13 protein-coding genes are annotated in these 18,143 nt (G+C 46.9%); 7 read left to right on the forward strand and 6 right to left on the reverse strand.

The window, feature by feature from the left end:
• The first annotated feature begins 203 nt into the window (after window positions 1-203).
• The 3 genes from QUB77_RS24440 to QUB77_RS24450 all read left to right on the forward strand — a co-directional run bounded on the left by QUB77_RS24440 (window position 204) and on the right by QUB77_RS24450 (window position 3,817).
• The gene (locus QUB77_RS24440) at window positions 204-1,805 is read left to right on the forward strand and encodes a metallophosphoesterase (RefSeq protein WP_333170281.1); all 1,602 of its coding nucleotides are present in this window, start codon (window positions 204-206) and stop codon (window positions 1,803-1,805) included.
• A 98-nt stretch (window positions 1,806-1,903) separates the two neighbouring features.
• Window positions 1,904-2,680 carry a DUF3891 family protein gene (locus tag QUB77_RS24445; RefSeq protein WP_333296101.1) on the forward strand — a complete coding sequence of 259 codons (777 nt, stop codon included), beginning with the start codon at window positions 1,904-1,906 and terminating at the stop codon, window positions 2,678-2,680.
• Window positions 2,681-2,848: 168 nt separating this feature from the next.
• Entirely contained in the window at window positions 2,849-3,817 is a 969-nt protein-coding gene (locus QUB77_RS24450; RefSeq protein WP_333170283.1) for a YegS/Rv2252/BmrU family lipid kinase, read from the forward strand.
• Between the two features lie 52 nt (window positions 3,818-3,869).
• Here the strand turns inward: QUB77_RS24450 and QUB77_RS24455 are convergent, their stop codons facing one another.
• Window positions 3,870-4,226, reverse strand: coding sequence for a hypothetical protein (locus QUB77_RS24455; RefSeq protein ID WP_190740317.1), 357 nt, complete (start codon window positions 4,224-4,226; stop codon window positions 3,870-3,872).
• 455 nt (window positions 4,227-4,681) lie between these two features.
• Here QUB77_RS24455 and QUB77_RS24460 point away from each other — a divergent pair, with 455 nt between their 5' ends.
• Together QUB77_RS24460 and QUB77_RS24465 are read left to right on the forward strand one after the other, a co-directional pair.
• Complete coding sequence (locus tag QUB77_RS24460) at window positions 4,682-9,175, forward strand: WD40 domain-containing protein (RefSeq protein ID WP_333170284.1); 4,494 nt, start codon at window positions 4,682-4,684, stop codon at window positions 9,173-9,175.
• Between the two features lie 19 nt (window positions 9,176-9,194).
• Complete coding sequence (locus QUB77_RS24465; RefSeq protein WP_333170285.1) at window positions 9,195-9,431, forward strand: hypothetical protein; 237 nt, start codon at window positions 9,195-9,197, stop codon at window positions 9,429-9,431.
• 119 nt (window positions 9,432-9,550) lie between these two features.
• Here the strand turns inward: QUB77_RS24465 and QUB77_RS24470 are convergent, their stop codons facing one another.
• A complete protein-coding gene (locus tag QUB77_RS24470) occupies window positions 9,551-11,278 on the reverse strand; it encodes an ABC transporter ATP-binding protein (protein ID WP_333170286.1) in 1,728 nt (575 codons plus the stop codon).
• A gap of 307 nt (window positions 11,279-11,585) precedes the next feature.
• On the reverse strand, window positions 11,586-12,068 hold the full coding sequence (locus QUB77_RS24475; protein ID WP_333170287.1) for an FxLYD domain-containing protein: 483 nt from the start codon (window positions 12,066-12,068) through the stop codon (window positions 11,586-11,588).
• Between the two features lie 245 nt (window positions 12,069-12,313).
• Here QUB77_RS24475 and QUB77_RS24480 point away from each other — a divergent pair, with 245 nt between their 5' ends.
• Complete coding sequence (locus QUB77_RS24480) at window positions 12,314-13,069, forward strand: Uma2 family endonuclease (protein WP_333170288.1); 756 nt, start codon at window positions 12,314-12,316, stop codon at window positions 13,067-13,069.
• Between the two features lie 48 nt (window positions 13,070-13,117).
• Here QUB77_RS24480 and QUB77_RS24485 read toward each other — a convergent pair whose 3' ends face one another.
• Window positions 13,118-14,821, reverse strand: a complete 1,704-nt coding sequence (locus tag QUB77_RS24485; RefSeq protein ID WP_333170289.1) for an NAD(P)/FAD-dependent oxidoreductase — start codon at window positions 14,819-14,821, stop codon at window positions 13,118-13,120.
• A gap of 93 nt (window positions 14,822-14,914) precedes the next feature.
• On the opposite strand from QUB77_RS24485, the gene QUB77_RS24490 reads away from it, so the two are divergent.
• Window positions 14,915-15,826: a PPC domain-containing protein gene (locus QUB77_RS24490; protein ID WP_333170290.1), complete on the forward strand. Its 912-nt coding sequence runs from the start codon at window positions 14,915-14,917 to the stop codon at window positions 15,824-15,826.
• Between the two features lie 415 nt (window positions 15,827-16,241).
• Here the strand turns inward: QUB77_RS24490 and QUB77_RS24495 are convergent, their stop codons facing one another.
• Both QUB77_RS24495 and ribD read right to left on the reverse strand, forming a co-directional pair.
• The gene (locus QUB77_RS24495; RefSeq protein ID WP_333170291.1) at window positions 16,242-16,838 is read right to left on the reverse strand and encodes a hypothetical protein; all 597 of its coding nucleotides are present in this window, start codon (window positions 16,836-16,838) and stop codon (window positions 16,242-16,244) included.
• Between the two features lie 52 nt (window positions 16,839-16,890).
• A complete protein-coding gene (ribD, locus tag QUB77_RS24500; RefSeq protein WP_333170292.1) occupies window positions 16,891-18,066 on the reverse strand; it encodes a bifunctional diaminohydroxyphosphoribosylaminopyrimidine deaminase/5-amino-6-(5-phosphoribosylamino)uracil reductase RibD in 1,176 nt (391 codons plus the stop codon).
• Between the last annotated feature and the right edge of the window lie 77 nt (window positions 18,067-18,143).

Genomic DNA, 18,143 nt, shown 5'->3' on the forward strand with positions numbered 1-18,143 from the left:
GCGATCGTCTCACATATTGCACCATTCTCGCTTAAAAGGCTTATGGAGAAAGGGGCAATATATCAGTTGTCAGGCAGTATTCTCGTCCAAAACCCGGTTTCTGACTGCCCGCGCCTCGATTTTCAGCTTTTAGAGAGATGTAAAAACTTCCCCGATCGCTACACTATTAACTAGGAACTCAGCAATTTTGGAGAAGAGGTGAATTGAAATTCGTTTCCGACCCGCAAATAACAGTCAAAATCCGCAAAATGAAAGAGCGGGTGCGGTGGCAAGAACAGTCGATCGTCGATCGGGGAATCGACCAAACTCGGATGGTTTTGGAATCTCCAACCACCGACTCTCCAGAGTTTTCGTTTTTAGTGGTAGGCGACAGCGGCACGGGCAATCACCGCGGCTACAATCCCCAGCGGCAGATTGCCGAACAGATGGTCTCTGAGCGCGAAACTTGCCGTTTCGTCCTCCACACGGGCGATGTAGTTTATCTCGTCGGTTCCAGCGAATATTACTTGCAAAACTTTATTCGCCCCTACCGAGAATTTATCGTCGGCGGCGATCATCCCTCTCGGATTGCCTACGATCGCATGGTGTTTAATTTTCCGTTTTTGCCCGTACCGGGAAACCACGACTATTACGACTTGCCCATAGTCTACGGCCTTCTGTCGGCGACAGCTTTGCCGCTGCGCCGGCTGTTGGGTTCCAAGTTAGATTTCGATGTCGGCTGGCACGGTTCCGATCGCGGAAATACCTACGCCAAAGCCTTTCTCGACTACCTCAAAGCTCACAAAATGCCGGGAGAGCTCGATCGCCACCTAGACGCCCACTACACCGCCAGCACCAGCACAGGCCGCTGCCTCCGCTACCAACCCGGACGCTTTACCCGTTTACCCAACCGCTACTACACCTTCCGCAGCGGCGGCATCGACTTCTTCGCCCTTGACTCCAACACCTTCAACGAACCGTTACCGATCCCGAAAACCAAACAGGGCGACATTCGCCGCCAGAATTTGGAACTCGATCGGCAGAAATTGGAACAAGAAAAATTGGCAATGCTCGAAATGTGCGATCGGCTCAAGCCCGAAATTCCCGAGGAAGACGAACAGCTAGACGACTTGACCGCCAAGTTAGAGCAAGTTGACGAAATGTTGATGGATATTGACAAACAACTGTCGCCCGACAACACAGCCGCCACCGACTTTGAACAGCTCGAATGGCTCAAAAAAAGGCTGATTGACTCTTGGCGCGATTCCGAGGTGCGGGGGCGGGTAATTTACCTGCACCATCCCCCCTACGTGACAGAGGCGACAAAGTGGAATCAAGCTCAAACTTTGGCGGTTCGGTTGCGATTGCGCGAGGTGCTCGACGGGGTGGCCGATGCAGTTGGGGAAGTGGCGCGGGGGCGTCCGCTAGTAGATTTGGTGCTGACTGGCCACGCTCACTGTTTGGAATACCTGCGGACTGGGAATACCGGACACGGCGACTCTGGGATTAATTGGATTGTCTGCGGGGGAAGCGGCCACAGTCTCCGCCGCCAGCGCCCGGAAGGGCCGATGTTGCAGGAAGCATTGAGTCCTGAAGCTTATCGGTTGGCGCGGCAGTCTGGTTCCGAAACAGCCAGCCGGCGGGTAGCGGAATCTTTGCTATTTGTCGGCCGCAGCGGTCAAGGTTCCTACAAACGCCGTCCTTATTCGTGTTTGCGGATAGATGTTCTCGACGGGTGTCCCCCGAAGTTCCGCATCCGACCTTTGGTTGTCGAACGATTTGAGGGGAAATGGCAGGATATCTCGATCGAACCTTTTGTGATTTAACTTTCGTTTTTCTGTAAGTCTCGATCGCCCTTAAAAATCTGGACTTTGACCGATTCCGGTTCCCCCCTTTTTAAGGCGCCGGGGCGATCGAGATCCGAATGCTGGCACACAATACTCGTATTAACTTAATTCAGGAGAAAAATTCAATGATTGCTAACTTAACCGCCACCGGCTGGGAAATTATTTACCACCGCGCCCACGCTTTGCTCGCGGCGCAACTTGGCGGACAGTGGAAGCGCTCGAAATCTCCGCTTCGCCTCTATGAAACCATAGCGGCTATTTCGCATCACGATGATTTGGAGAAAGAGTGGGAAGAAAATATTTTGACTGAAGCGGGCGCGCCCTTTGATTTTACCTTGCAGACGGAAACTTCTCTGCCTAAAATTAAAGCCATGACGGAGAATTCCCTATATCGCGGTAGGTGGGTAGCAATGCTGATTTCTATGCACATGAGCTATCTCAATGAAGGAAAGCGGGGAGAGTCGAAGGAACTCGACGAGTTTTTGGACGAACAACTGGAAAATCAAAAAAAATGGCAAAAAGAGTTGAATATTTCCGAGGATGATGCTAAGGCAGCTTATGCTTTTTTCCAGTGGTGCGATCGGCTATCATTAATTCTTTGCTGCCGCGAGTTACCCGCCGGAGAACGAGCCTTAGAAATTAGTGTCGGTCCCGACGGCAAGCGCTACGATATTGTACAGCACAGCAACGAACTCGTGACTGTAACTCCTTGGCCTTTTGAAGACGATAAGTTTACTGTTAACGTCGAAGCGTGCCTTTTGGATAAAGTCAAGTTCGACAGCAACCAGGAAATCAAGGAAGCGCTGCACACAGCTCGGCGCGAAGTCTTAGAGTGGACTTTTGTGAAGTCTTAATTAAAGCTCTACCACAAATACTGCACCGTTCTAGGTTTGTAGCGAAAACTTCACTTTTATCGAGTTTTATATGAAGTTCTCGCTACAAACCAATTTGATTGTTGGCGATTTACCGGACATAATATTATCAATGAGTCCTTACCAATTACCCATTACCAATTACCAAATATGGAACGTTCAGCTTGCCTAATTTTCAATCCCGTCGCCGGTCACAGCGACCCCGACCAAGACTTAGCTAGAATTCAGGAACTTTTAGAGCCTCTTATTGACTTAGACATTCGCCTGACAACCCCAGAATTAGACGCCGATCAAATCGCCCGCGAAGCAGTTGATAGAGGAGTTGAGGCAATTATTGCTTGCGGGGGCGACGGCACATTATCCGCAGTTGCTGGGGCGATTGTGGGCACCAATATTCCTTTAGGAATTATTTCGCGGGGAACTGCTAATGCTTTTGCTAATGCTTTAGAGATTCCGAATACAATTGAAGCCGCCTGCGAAAATATTTTGGGAGGGTTGACGCGGGTGGTGGATGCGGCGACTTGCAACGGTGAAATGCCGATGGTTTTGTTAGCTGGAGTGGGCTTTGAGGCAGAAACTGTCGAACTAGCCGATCGCGAAATGAAGAATCGCTGGGGAATGCTGGCTTACATTCTTTCAGGAATTAAACAGTTAAACAATTTAGAAAGATTTGAAGCGGAAATCGAAACCGAAGATAGAATTATCAGCCTTACTGCTGTGGCCGTCACCGTGGCGAATGCAGCGCCGCCTACTTCCATTTTAGCTCAAGGCCCGGCGGGGATTATTTTTGATGACGGCTTGCTGGACGTGACGCTGGTGGCGCCTCAGAATAAAGCTGGGGCGATCGCAGCTTCTTATCACCTATTGCAAACAGCATTGAGCGGCAATCCTACGGATCGCGACGACATCGGTTATTTGCGGGCAAAAAAAGTAAAAATTAGTGCCGATCCGCCTCAAAAAGTGGTTATAGACGGCGAAATCATCGGCATGACTCCGGTTTCTATTGAGTGCGTTCCGGGAGGTTTAACTATTTTTGTACCGCGAGTGGAAGAAGAGCCAGTGGTGGAAAAACTCACCGGTTTAGCAGACATCGAAATTACATTGAAACCCGTAACTTAAAATTTTTAGCGACACAAACAATAAGAAAGACCGCCAGAGCGGTCTTTTATTTTTATGCTTCTAAAATTTGACGAATGCGGCGCTCCAAACGTTCGAGATCGAGTCCGCCTTCATCGCGGCTGATGCGGCGCACGGTGACGTTAACATTGCTCAAATCTGCCAGCAAATCTTGCAGGATTTCTTGTTGCTGCCGAGCTTGAGTTATTTCGCGCGGTTCCTGCACCAAATCGCGAACAATTGTATCTTCGGCGCGCGAAGCAACGATCGGGTCTGCTTCGCCGTCTACGTGCACAAAAGTGCGCCGACCGGGCCCGCGTTCTTCTTCAATTGGTATTACTGCTGTTACTCGATCGGAGCGTACATATTTGCCAAATCCCAGGTGGACTAAGACAGAAGATTGTATTTTCATAGTTAGCAATATTTATTTGTTAGTTATCTATATTTTAACTTTTAAAAATCAGATATGACAACTAAATTAGAGCTATCCTTACTACAATATGTGTCGGTTTTTACTCGGTATTATAGTGGTCACATTTAGTAAAAAATGCTAATATCTGTGGTAATAGCATGGTGGCTCGGAAACCGCGTTTTTTAGCGAATCTGCAGGCTGCAAGGCGTCTTTTGGTAGCAACCCGGTTTCGAGGAGTCGGAGGGCATGGGAACCCAAAAACCATGTTGTTACGGGAGCTTCGGGCTACAGCGCGTCTTTTGGTAACAACCCGGTTTTTTTGGTCGGAGTGTCTAAGTGATGGGTTAACATAAAAATAGAGCAGTTTGCGATCGCCCGCAGCGCTTTTCAGGGACATAGCGTACCGATTCTAGATTTGAGCATTACTTCAACGGAAAAATAGGAAAGCCTAAATCATGCTAATTAGTCTCGACTTAGTGATCAGCCTCCTGACGGCAATTCCCTTCGGCACCGTCAAAGACAAGTTTCAGCGCAACGAAACAGTCATCAAATTATTAAAAAGATTTAACCTCGACCCCGATGCTCCGCCCGCAGATTTTAGCGGAGTTTATGTTTATACTTTAGTAGAATACGGCGCTGGTAAACCGAAGCAGATTTTAGAACTGTTTCGCCAAAAAGAGATTGAATCAGCATTTCGCAAAGCTTTCGAGTCCGATAGCCCAGCCATTTTAATTCAAGCAGGCGATGAATATCTGAATGAGAGTGCTTTAGGCAAAGAAATTCGAGATTTAGGCATTGACCCCAGACGGGAATTCATGGCATTTGCCGCTGTGTTTATGGAAGTAGCAAAGCGGACGCGGACGCTGGGAGATGTGATGGTGGGAAATGCGATCGCCTCTTTGCAAAAACGCCTATCTATGGTAATGGATCGCATCGAACGCCTCCCCACTATCGAAGGAATTCGCACTGAATTTGCACGACTGGAAGATCAAGATTTTCCCGCACTTCCAGCAGCAGAATCAAGCAATTTTCAAAAGTCTAAAGTTTTTATTTTATCGCAACAAGTTCGAGGTTGGTTTGAAACATTAAGTTATCGGTTTGAGAAATATGAAATTTGGGAAGATAACTATTTTGAATGGATTATCAATGTTCCCGTCAGACGCAATCGGTACGATCGCATTTTAGTGCGCGGAATTGCCGGAGAAGCGGGACTCAGAGATATCTCAGCTTTGCGCGAGTCGGTGGAAAAACAGCGCACCGATGAAGGTTGGTTAGTCACCGCCCGCCGCATCAGTCGCGCGGCCCGGGATGAAGTAGAAAAAGATGAAAATCGTAATTTAGCTTGCTATACGTTTGATGAATTGCTCGACCAAGATGCCGATTTTACCGCTTATTTGGATTGGCTAGAAACAGAAATTACCCGCCGAGAGATTGATACCAAATATGTGCCGCTAGCTTGTACAAAAGAAGAAATCGACCCCGATACTCACCGCAAGATAGGCGTCAGTCATTATGGCGATAGAGATGGCTGGATCGAAGGTTATATTGACCGATGGTTAGATGACCCAGTTAAAGAACATATTTCAGTTTTAGGAGAATTTGGGACGGGGAAAACTTGGTTTGCGATGCACTATGCTTGGATGGCCCTGCAACGCTACCGAGATGCTCAAAAACGCGGCTCAGAACGTCCGCGTTTGCCGTTAGTAATTCCGCTGCGGGATTACGCCAAAGCAGTTAGTGTCGAGTCGCTATTTTCCGAGTTTTTCTTTCGGAAACACGAGATACCTTTGGCGGGTTATTCGGCTTTTGAACAACTCAATCGCATGGGCAAGTTTCTGCTAATTTTCGATGGTTTTGATGAAATGGCCGCTAAGTGCGATCGGCAAGAAACCATCAACAACTTTTGGGAACTAGCAAAAACCGTCGTTCCCGGCGCAAAAGTCATCCTCACTTGCCGTACCGAACACTTTCCTGAAGGCAAGGAAGGACGGGCATTGTTCAATGCAGAACTGCAAGCATCAACAACCATTTTAACAGGCGAAACTCCCCAATTTGAAGTCTTAGAATTAGAGAAATTTAACGACGAGCAAATTGGGCAAGCGCTGTCATTTCAAACAGAAGCGGCGACAGTCGAAAAAGTGATGGGAAACCCGCAGTTATTGGATTTAGCGCGTCGCCCGGTGATGACGGAGTTAATTTTGGAAGCATTGCCGGATATTGAAGCAGGAAAACCAGTCGATATGTCGCGGATTTATCTGTATGCGGTGCGGCGGAAGATAGAGAGAGATATCAAAGCAGAACGTACTTTTACTTCTGTAGCAGATAAGCTTTACTTTTTGTGCGAACTGTCTTGGGAAATGCTGTCTACCAACCAAATGAGTATCAATTATCGCGGTTTTCCCGATCGCATTCGCAACCTGTTTGGTTCCGTCGTACAAGAGGAAAAAGACTTAGACCACTGGCATTATGACATGATGGGTCAAACGATGCTAATCCGCAATGCAGATGGCGATTATGCTCCGGCGCACCGTTCGTTATTAGAGTTTTTTGTCGCTTATAAATTTGCAGCGGAATTGGGAGTTTTGGCGGCAGATTTTACCGAATTAGTTGCGCCGGAACAGTCTTGTGTCAATCCTGATTTAGAACCTCGATCGTACACTTGGTCTAATTATTGTCAGCTTCAAGCCCAGAAGAGAAATAACAACGAACTTATCGCCCCCTTGCAGGGATTTGTTGCTGAAAATTTAGGCCAACTTCTTCAGAGTTTCGGACAAGCGCCGCTGACAAAAGCAGTGATGGATTTGTTGTTACCAATGGTAGGGGCGGTGTCCTCGTGCCGGCCCTGCCTCGATGTAGCGGCAGCTACGGAGGAATTATTGGAAATTGTGGAAGCAACGCGGGGAAAAACAGAAAGTGAGGTAGGTTATGTGGGAGGGAATGCGGCGACCCTGTTGGTGAAAATCGATCGCACTGCGTTAGAAGGAAAAGACCTTTCTCGTGCAGTTATTTTAGGTGCTGATTTTACAAATGCTAGCTTGCACCGCGTCAATTTTGCTGAAGCAAATTTAGCTAATTCTGATTTTACTAAAATCTTCAGCAGTGTTCGGTCAGTAATATTTAGTCCTGATGGCAAACTGTTAGCTACAGGTGATAGTGATGGCGTAGTTAGCTTGTGGGAAGCTAGCAGTGGCAGAGAAATATTGACCTGTAAAGGACATACCAACGTGGTGGAGTCTGTCGCCTTCAGTCCTGACGGTAAGATACTTGCTAGTGGCAGTTATGAAAATACAATCAAGTTATGGGATGTCAAGACTGGTGAATGTTTAAAAGTTTTGCAGGGACATACCGAATCAGTAATGTCAGTCGCCTTCCATCCTGATGGGAATATACTTGCTAGCGGGAGTTTCGATCGCGCGATAAGGTTATGGAATATCCGCACGGGTAAATGCCTGCAAATTTTGCACGGTCATACTGAAAATGTGTTTTCAGTCGCTTTCCATCCTGCTGGTGAGATGTTGGCCAGTGGCAGCGGCGACAACACAGTAAGGCTATGGAATATCAACAGTGGTGAATGTCTGAAAATATTGGAGGGACATACTAAAAACCTGTATTCAGTTGCTTTCAATTCTGCTGGTGAAATACTTGCTAGTGGAAGTGGCGACAAAACAGTGAGGCTGTGGAATATCGGTAGCGGTGAATGTCTCAAAACTTTGGAGGGACATTTCGATCGAGTACGGTCAATCGCCTTTAGTCCTTCGGGGGAAATACTCGCAAGTGGAAGTTTCGATCGCACTGCAAAACTGTGGGATATCAACAGCGGTGAATGCTTGAATACTTTGCAAGGGCATAACGATCGAGTAGGGTCAGTCGCTTTCAGTCCAAACGGTGAAATACTTGTTAGTGGCAGTTACGATAAAACGCTGAGGCTGTGGGATATCAACAGCGGTGAATGCTTGAATACGCTGCAAGGGCATAGCAATCAAGTAAGGTCGATCGCCTTCAGTCCAAACGGTGAAATGTTTGCCAGCGGCGATGACGAAAAAACAGTCAAGCTGTGGGATGTCAGCAGCAGTAAGTGCCTCCAAATCTTGCACGGGCATCTCGATCGGGTAAACTTGGTTGCTTTCAGTCCAAATGGTGAAAGGCTTGCTAGCAGCAGTTATGACGAAACATTGAGGGTGTGGGATATTCGCAGTGGTGAATGCCTCCATACTTTGCCAGAATTTGGCAATGAAACACGATCGATCGCCTTCAGTCCTTCGGGTGAAATACTTGCTAGTGCAGGTTATAACCAAACGGTGAGGTTGTGGGATATCGGTACTGGCGAATGCCTCAAAACGTTGCAGGGGCCTAACAATTCTGTACACTCGACTGCCTTCAGTCCTTTGGGCGAGATATTTGCCAGTGCAGGTTATGACGGAACGGTAAGGCTGTGGGATATCCATACTGGTGAATGCCTCAAAATCTTGCAGGGGCATACGGGTTGGGCGCGCGCGATCGCCTTTAGCCACAACGGTGAAATACTTGCTAGTGGTAGTGTCGATCGAACAGTCAGACTATGGGATATCAACAGCGGTGAATGCCTCAATATTTTTCACGGGCATACTGATTGGATACGTTCAGTTGCCTTTAGTTCTTCTAGTGAAATAGTTGTTAGTGGAAGTGTCGATGGAACGGTAAGATTATGGGATATCAGTACAGGTGAATGTCTCAAAATTTTGCAAGGTCATACCAGTAGAATTAACTCAGTTGCCTTCTGTTCACATGGAAAAATCATTGCTGCTTCCAGTCGGGATGGCACAATTAGACTTTGGGATTTTGAGACGGGTGAGTGCCTCAAAATACTTAAAAGTGACAGACCTTATGAAAACATGAATATTGCTGGAGTTACGGGTTTAACTGAAGTTGAAAAAGCCACGCTCAAAGCTTTAGGGGCTGTTGAAAATTAATCATCGCAAAGGAGGAAGTATGCAGTCAGCAATACAGATTACAACCAAAGTTCTTGCAGGAAATAAACTTGAAATTCAACTGCCGCCTGGATCTGTGGGTGAAGAAGTAGAAGTGTTTGTGATTATACCAGAAAAGCTCCCGAGATCCAAAGAAAATCCTTGGAAAACTTTTTTTGATAGTTTAAATATGTTCTCGGACGATTTTATGCGAGTCAGGACTCACCCTTCTGTGGAGACGAGAGAGGCTTTAGAATGAGATTTTTACTAGAGTTATCGCGAACAGGACTTACCCACGGGTGGTCAGAAACCTGGTTTTTTCGAGAATACTTCGTTGAGGCCAGCAGAAATGACCAAAAACCCGGTTTCTAACGTAGCCTACTGACTAAACTGTTGAGCGTAGTAGCCAGCATATCGATCGCCCTTTTCCAGCAACTCCTCGTGCGTCCCAGATTCCACAATTCTGCCTTTTTCCAACACTAAAATTCTGTCAGCTCTCCGCACAGTAGCCAAGCGGTGCGCGATAATAAACACAGTACGATCGCGCATCAATCTTTCCAGCGCTTCCTGCACTAAACCTTCTGATTCCGAATCCAGCGCCGATGTCGCTTCATCCAAAATCAATATTCTGGGATCAAGCAAAACTGCACGGGCGATCGCAATTCTTTGTTTTTGCCCGCCAGATAAGTTTACACCTCTTTCTCCTACCCAAGTTTGATAGCCCTCGGGAAACTGACTAATGAATTGATGAGCGTTAGCAATCTCCGCCGCTTTTTGCACATCTTTCAGTTCATAATAAGATTGACCGAAAGCGATATTTTGAGCAATCGTACCCGAAAATAAAATCGTTTCTTGCGGTACAATTCCGATTTGCCTCCGCAGAGTATTTAAGGTGACATCTTGAATATCAATACCGTCAACTAAAATCTGTCCGGCTTGCGGATCGTAAAATCTGGGTAGCAAATTTACTAAAGTAGTTTTACCCGCGCCCGATGCACCAACAAGGGCAATCATTTCTCCGGGAAGCACCAACAAACTCATGTTTTGGAGAATGGGTGTCTCTGAGTTATAGGCAAAATTAATGTTGCGGTATTCGACTTTGCCTGTAACATGGGGAAGTTCAATTGCACTCGGTTTTTCAACTACTGTGGGTTGAATTGCTAATAGTTCAAAAATGCGATCGCTAGAAGCTTCTCCCTGCTTAAAATCCCCGTAATTAGCAGTTGTGATAGCGATCGGGTCAATTAAAAGTGCCACCCCTGCGATATAACTAATAAATTGAGTACCTGTGAGATTTCCTTGAGAAATTTGCCAACCTCCCAGGAAAAAGAGCAAAATCACGCTCATCGCTTCCAAAAAGCCAACTACAACGAACTGAAGTGCTTTTACTCTTTCTGACAAATACTTAGCGCGGCGGTTTTGTTCTGCTTCTTCTGCAAAGCGGGCAATTTCGTAATCTTCAGCCACAAATGCTTTGATTAAACGAATGCCGCTGAATACTTCTGTCAGCAAAGCGGATAAATCAGAGATGCGATTTTGACTTTGGCGCGAGTAACTTAGCAGTTTCTCGCCAAACCAGCCAATTAAAATAGCCATCAGCGGTGCAATAATTAATGCACCCAAGGTTAATTGCCAGTTGAGATAAATCATATATCCCAGAACCGCAATTAGCTGCAAAACACAAGGGATAAACTGATGAAAAAATTTATTTACGACTTCGCCAATGCGGTCAATATCTTCGGTGAGGCGGTAGGACAAATCTCCGGTTTTGGCAGTTTCAAAATAGCCGATATTGAGTTTTTGCAGGTGGGAGTAGACTTTTTTGCGGATTTCTAAAGCAATAGTCAAAGCTGCTTTTGCCATCAGCGTATCTTGACCGTACTGGGCTGTACCGCGAAGTAGAAATATAATGGCGCTGAGTGCAGCAATTTGAGCAAACCCTTGTAAATCTCCATTTCCTATAAATTTGGCTGTTTCGCCAACCAGCCAGGCTATAATTGGCCAAAATATGGTAAATACTACGGTACAAGCTAATGCTTTACCGATGGTTTGTTTTTGGGGACGGAGGTAGGGTAAGATTTGCCAGTATGTCGATCGAGCTTTCAAGATATTTTGCCCTCGCAAATTCTGTTTTTGGGGATCTCTGCAAGAATATTCAAACTTCGATACCCCCTAACCCCCCTTACTAAGGGGGGAACAAGATTATTATTCCAAGTCCCCCTTTTGAAGGGGGATTTAGGGGGATCTCTGCGTAAGTCATAGAGATATCTGAGCCAAAACATGATAACAGCGATCGGACAAATCTCAACAATCATTCTTCACCGAAAGCATCCGGGATAGAAATCCCCCGGATTTATCCGTGGGGTTCATTGTCCAATTCTTCAATCTAAAATCTAAAATCTAAAATCTAAAATCATTCTTGACCGTCGGCATGAGTAGCCTGTACTTTAGCCCCCGCGACAACTGCGCCCCGAAAGGCGGCTGACTGTCCGGGCGCAAGATTAACTGGTTCAGCGTAGATAAATCCGTTGTCAATTAAATTGCCTGACTCGTCCAAAACTTCATAATTGACTTTGACATTCTTGATTATTTTGCAGCCTTGATTAAGGAGTTGACCGCTGAAAAAGTTGCCGTCATAATTAGTCGCCGCAATTGACACTTTTGCAGCGATGTTGGAACCGGGAATGCAAGTTTGGGCAGTTCCTAAACCTGGCTGTTTCTCGCATAACTTGCCCAAGTCTACTGTTTTGCCGTCAGGGGTTTTCATGTAGCAAAATGGCTCGTCAATTTCGGAGTTTTGGGCAATTGTATTTGTAGAGTATACAAGCAAAGAGCGATGCGAGATAGGCGAGATTAGCAAACTTGATAAAGCTAATGTTAAATGTAAAATATTCATATTTTTTGCGGCGGTTCCTGAAATTAATTGTACAATATAATCCACATATAATTTACGCTGGCATATCTATATGTAGGGTGCGCAATGCGCACCTTACAACGACTATGTAGGGTGCGCAATGCGCACCTTACAACGACTATGTAGGGTGCGCAATGCGCACCTTACAACGACTATGTAGGGCGCGCCTCGCTCACGCTGCCTTGTGCTATGATAAGACATCAAACTTGAGAAAGTAAAGTAAAGTCATGGTCGTTACTCAAGATAACCCAGGACAAAAAAGGTTAGAACTGATCGTAACGTGGGAGAAGTTGCCAGACGACTTCCAATTAGAAGAAAAACCAGTGGAGAATACAGGTCAACCGCTAATTGCTGGAGCGCTGCGAGAAATCTTAGAACTGAGAGGATTGATCGGGCCACGAATGCTGATAGCCAGCAACTTTGGCATTTGCGCTACTGTCAACGGCGAGTTAGTAATCAAAGCACCTGATTGGGTTTATGTAACGTCGGTACTGCCCGCCGAATCGAGAAGAGACCGCAAAAGTTATACCCCAAACTTGGAAGGAGAAATTCCCACCATTGTCATGGAATTCTTGTCCGAAACAGACGGCGGTGAATATTCTGTCAAACGTACTTTTCCTCCGGGAAAGTGGTTTTTTTACGAACAAATTCTGCAAGTACCAACTTACATCATTTTTGACCCAGAAACTGGCTTGCTGGAAGTATATCGCTTGCAAAATGGCAAATACGAATTAGAATTTCCCGACGCGGAAGGTCGCCACTGGATGGCAGATATTGGTTTGTATTTAGGAACGTGGCGAGGGGAGAAAGAACAGCGTTCAGGCTATTGGTTGCGCTGGTGGGATGAAGCAGGAAATTTGCTTTTATGGGGTGTAGAACAGTTAGCAGCAGAACGCCAGCGGGCCGATCGCGAACGTGAACGGGCCGAACGACTGGCTGAATATTTGCGCGATCGGGGAATTAACCCGGACGAGATTATTTGATAAGTTGTACGCGATATTTGTAGGGTGCGCAATGCGCACCTTACGTTATTATCTAATACTCGGCTTTCTATTGCCAAGATTCCGCGCTCCGGGAATTTTCCTGCTGGGACGGCGACTGTTAAAACTGCTTGCAGTTCGAGCATTCAAAGCATCAACAGAAGGTATCAAACCCAAGTCTTGCAAAATTTCAACAGCCGCCCTTTGTCCAGTTTCGCAACCGCCTTCCATGTAACCTTGATTTTCCAGCGAAGTGTGTTCCCCGGCAAAATATAAATTGCCAACTCGTTCGCCTTCAACCCCGTACATTTGCGTCCACTGTCCGACTAAATAGCAGGCATAAGAACCTTTAGAAAAGCGTTCTCCCGGCCAATAAGCCCGCACAGCTTTGCCCGATCGCAAATTTCTCACTCCGGGAAAAACTCTTTCAAATTGGTTCAAAAATCTTTGTGCTTGGTCTTCGGGAGTTCCGGCACCGATCGACAAACCCTGCTTTCCTCCTGTAAAATTAGTAACTAAACCGTTAGGAGTAGGAGCAAAAGGCGTAGCTTCCCAGGTATTCTGGAATCCTAAATCGCTATAAACAGAAGCAGTCGATTGATAAGGTTCCCGCCAAATTCGGCTGCGGTAGCCGGTAATTAACTTAGAATTAGTACCGTAACCCAATTGCTCGATCGCCCTACGCTTTGGTTGAGGCAAAGGTACGTTAATGTTAACGTCTCGCAGAGTGCTGAACGGCAAAGTTAACAAAACCCGCTCGTAAGTGCGCTCGAACGCGCTTTGTCCCGATCGCAAATTGACCCGATAGCGGCCATCCGGCAAAAGAGTAATCGCTTCCAAAACCGTCCCCGCCTCGATCGAACCAGACAATTGACCCGCCAAACGGTTAATAATTTGACTATTACCGCCGTCAATTTGATAACGCTCATCGCTGTTGCCGTACAATTCAAAACTGCCAGGTTCAGAACCGATTAAAAACAGCAGATTTAACGCCGACTGTTCTTCAGGATCTCGACCGTATTCCGTCGTGTAAGCAATGCGGAGTAACTGCCGGACAATCGTGCTAGTCTCAGCTTGATCTACATATTCAGCGATGGAAAGATTGTCCAATCTTTCCGCTGCTTCTGTAAAATCAAGATAGCTAATTTCATCGCCAACCGCCTCCAAATCAGCAGTAATTTTACTCGCTAGCGGTGCAAATTCCGCGATTAATTGTTCAAGAGAAAAGCGGCGTCCTTGAAAGAAAAAAGTATCCTTCACCAGTCCACTCTGCACTTGGGCTAAGTCGATCGCCTGCAAACCCAATTCCGTCGCCAGCGAGATTAAATTAGTGTGGCCGGTGTCAATAAATTCTCCTCCCACATCCGCCGGAATCAGCGTTCCAGCCGCCTTGGGAACCGTGCGTATCCGCCCCCCCACGCGATTAGTTGCCTCGATTATATCGGCGCGCACGCCCGCTTGACGCAAGCGATAAGCCGCCGTCAAACCCGCAATCCCTGCACCCACAACCAAAATGGGCGATCGTCCGCCCTGTTGAGCAAAAGCTCCCCCTCCCTCCCTGGTAAAAGTCGCAGCAGCCACAGCCCCCGCAGCAGCTAAGCCTCCGTGCAGCAAGCGGCGCCGAGATATGGGAGAATGGGGAATGCCAGCGCTCAGCATCCCCAGCAGTTCATCAGCCGGAATGCCCGTTTCCCTTGATTTCTGAGCAATACTCGCAGCGCGGCGCAGCATTGCCATCAGTCCAGATTTAGCCATAATTAAGACATCCTCACAAAACAAAACTTTGATGTAAACTGGATTCTCGATCGTGCACTTTCCAGACTAAAGTCCAGAGAGATTTTTTTAATAATGCTAACCCTCAGAACACTGTTCGACAGAAAATTTTATCTCGAAAACAACCCAGATGTCGCCGTAGCAGTTGCCAGAGGCACGGTATCGAGTCCCTTCGATCACTACCGAAAAATTGGCAAATTTGAAAATCGCGACCCGAATGCCCTGTTCGACGCCAGCTATTATTTAGACACCAATACAGATGTAGCGGTATCAGCCAAACTCAATGGCTTTTCAGCAGCCGATCACTTTATTAGATTCGGTCAATTTGAACGACGCAACCCCAACCCTTTCTTCGATGTTGGTTTCTATTTAGCAAACAACCCAGATGTGCAGACAGCAGTCCAAACAAATCAATTTACCCCATTTGAACACTACTTCAAAGCCGGTCAATTAGAAAACCGCAAAGCCAGCGTTTTCTTCGATCCCAGCTTTTATCTAGAAAAATATCCGCTGGTAGCAGCAGCAGTCCAAAGCGGCGCAGTTAAAAGTGCGATCGACCATTACATTCAATTCGGTCAACAAGAAGGACTGTTGAGCACTCTCCCCGATCCCGCCGACAATTTGAACGCAGCAAAAAGCCTGGGCATTCTCACAGAAATTCAAACTGCGAGCGATTTTGTGGGAGATGCAGAACCAGCCGACATTTACAGTTTTATCCTCAATACTCCCAGCCTTTTCAGTGTAACTGTTGACGGTTTGAGTGCAGATGTTGATGTTGAATTAATTCAAGATCTCAACGGCAACGGCGCAGTTGGATTAGACGACCTTATTGCTTCGTCTAACAATTTAGGCACGGCTTCAGAAACAATTGTCAGCAATGGGCCTTTACCTGCGGGGATTTATTTCGTCCGCGTTTCTCAATTTCAAGGCGATACAAATTATGACTTGAGATTGCTAGCCACTCCTTCTCCCACGCCGCTTGTATGACAGGATGGTTTACAGTCGAAGGCAGCAAAAATTGGAAGGTGGAAGACAGAAGGCAGAATTAAAAAAAATTTATAATTCAATAATTCTGCTGGTTTGTCATATCAAATCCGTTAGCATCGGAATAGTAAATTTGAGTTCACTTTTGACGGTTGACTGTTGACGCCGTGAACAGTGAACAGTCAACCGTCAACATCATGTATGAGTGTAACCGGAAATGATATCAGTTGGAAGTTTTCCGGTTAATTGCTTATAATATAATAGTTTGTTGTCAGCTTTTTAAGAGAATAGAGGACGGAACTCCTCACTACAAACTTAATTATAATTTGTTGACCGGACTTGAGATAAAAAAAACAATTCTCTCTTCATTCTTCCATCTTCCCTCTTCCATTGGGCCGCTCTTTCACTTATTAGTTTCTTACCCCCGGGGAGAAGGCAAAGATTGAACAGGTGCCGGAGGCCAATTAGAGCGACTTCTGCTTAGAGTAGTAGACACCAAAGCATAGCCCAAAATAGCAGGAAGCACGATCGCACTCAGAAACACGATCGCCGCAGCCCAACTCATCGCATTCGAGATCGGGCCGTAATGAGTGCGGTAAGGGTCAAACGTTGGTAAATTAGGCATCGGGGCGTCCCGGAGCGCGATCGGACGTTTGAACCGTACCCGCCTGTCGTCTAGCTTTTCGAGCAAAATCCAGCCCACTTGCGCCTCTTCTTGGCATAGCTTGTGAAAAATCGCCGGATTGCGGAACAAATCGTTGCTAGCCCGCACAATCTTGTACTCCCAAACCGTCAAATCAGCAGGATTGGACTCTGATTTGGGATTGCCCTTGGAACGCGCATTTTCGGGCGCATTAAAATTATCCTCTTGAGATTCGTGCCGAGTCAAAACTTCCTCCTCTTCATCGCATTTTTGCCCCGCATCCAATTGCTCGTGGTTCACCAAAAAACCCACAAGCGCAGCCTCCAAGCCGAGACTGCCAATCATCAAACTCCAAATCAGAATTTCAACCATAAAAGGAGTTAAAAGTTAAAAATCAAAAACTCAAAAGACTCGCTTTTAACTTTCAATCTTTAATTTTTAAATAGCCTTCCACCACACAATCTGCACCCACTGCGCGCCAAGAAACCCGCTCTAAAGTCAAAGCATCAGTCATTGCCGAAAACCCCAAATCTCCTACAGGAGTTGGAGCTCCTTGGCCACCGACAATTTTAGGAGCAATAAAAGCCATAATTTTTTGAACTGCACCCTCAGTAATTGCCTGAGCCGCCAAAGTGCCGCCGCACTCCCAGAGTACAGAAAGAAAAGATCGATCGTACAAATAAGCCATAACATTAGTTGGTGTCAGAGGCGAGAGTTCCACAACTTCCACCCCTTTTGCGATCAAAAATTCCTGAAATTCCGGGTTAACCCCAGGCTCAGTCAGCACCAAAGTAGCCGCCACAGAGGTTTCCCACAACCACGCCGACTTTGGCAAATCCAGAGTGCGGCTCATCACCACCCGCAGGGGATTATTCCTATCAGGCTGGTGACTTGTCAGTAGGGGATTGTCTAGACGCACCGTATTTCCCCCAACAATCACAGCATCGCAGCCGACGCGCACCCGGTGAACCTCGCTGCGAGCCTCCTCGCCTGTCACCCAAGCGCTGTGGCCGCTACTGGTAGCAATTTTACCGTCCAAAGTCATTGCATATTTCAAAATTCCAAAAGGCCGGCGGTACAAAATCCGGTGCACAAAAGCCTCGTTGAGTTTTTGGCAAGCTTCCCCTTCCACTCCCGCCACCACTTCAATGCCAGCCTCTCGCAACCGAGCTAGCCCAGTTCCAGCTACCAAAGGATTCGGATCGACCATGCCAGCCACTACTTTTGCCACCTTGGCCTTGACTAAAGCTTCAGAACAGGGGGGAGTCCGGCCGTAGTGGTTGCAGGGCTCCAGGTTCACGTAGACGGTCGCTCCTTCGGCGAGTTCCCCCGCTTCCCGGAGCGCAAAAACTTCGGCGTGAGGTTGACCCGCACCGGGATGAAACCCTTCGCCGACAATCTTGCCATCTCGGACAATTACAGAACCGACAAGGGGATTGGGTGCGGTTTTGCCGAGAGCGCGGCGAGCCAATTCTATGCAGCGGCGCATCATGGCTCGATCGAACTCTTGAATTTCGCTGTTGTCGAGTTGTTTTGTACCTTGCTGCTGTCCGTTAGCTAAGCTGGCGATCGCTTGAGCGTCCGCCGGAAAAGTTTCCATAAGATTTTGGTATGATATCTATCCCTGAGTGTACTGAACTTTGATACTAATTTTGGCTGCGATCCGATGATCAATTG

Origin of the sequence: Microcoleus sp. AT9b-C3 (assembly GCF_036705485.1) — a bacterium.
Taxonomy (GTDB): Bacteria; Cyanobacteriota; Cyanobacteriia; order Cyanobacteriales; family Microcoleaceae; genus Microcoleus.

Bases quoted from the DNA above. Each gene is read 5' to 3' on its own strand.
- QUB77_RS24445 (WP_333296101.1), top strand. From the start codon at position 1,904: ATGCTGGCACACAATACTCGTATTAACTTAATTCAGGAGAAAAATTCA.
- QUB77_RS24450 (WP_333170283.1), top strand. From the start codon at position 2,849: ATGGAACGTTCAGCTTGCCTAATTTTCAATCCCGTCGCCGGTCACAGC.
- QUB77_RS24455 (WP_190740317.1), bottom strand. From the start codon at position 4,226: ATGAAAATACAATCTTCTGTCTTAGTCCACCTGGGATTTGGCAAATAT.
- QUB77_RS24460 (WP_333170284.1), top strand. From the start codon at position 4,682: ATGCTAATTAGTCTCGACTTAGTGATCAGCCTCCTGACGGCAATTCCC.
- QUB77_RS24465 (WP_333170285.1), top strand. From the start codon at position 9,195: ATGCAGTCAGCAATACAGATTACAACCAAAGTTCTTGCAGGAAATAAA.
- QUB77_RS24475 (WP_333170287.1), bottom strand. From the start codon at position 12,068: ATGAATATTTTACATTTAACATTAGCTTTATCAAGTTTGCTAATCTCG.
- QUB77_RS24480 (WP_333170288.1), top strand. From the start codon at position 12,314: ATGGTCGTTACTCAAGATAACCCAGGACAAAAAAGGTTAGAACTGATC.
- QUB77_RS24485 (WP_333170289.1), bottom strand. From the start codon at position 14,821: ATGGCTAAATCTGGACTGATGGCAATGCTGCGCCGCGCTGCGAGTATT.
- QUB77_RS24490 (WP_333170290.1), top strand. From the start codon at position 14,915: ATGCTAACCCTCAGAACACTGTTCGACAGAAAATTTTATCTCGAAAAC.
- QUB77_RS24495 (WP_333170291.1), bottom strand. From the start codon at position 16,838: ATGGTTGAAATTCTGATTTGGAGTTTGATGATTGGCAGTCTCGGCTTG.
- ribD (WP_333170292.1), bottom strand. From the start codon at position 18,066: ATGGAAACTTTTCCGGCGGACGCTCAAGCGATCGCCAGCTTAGCTAAC.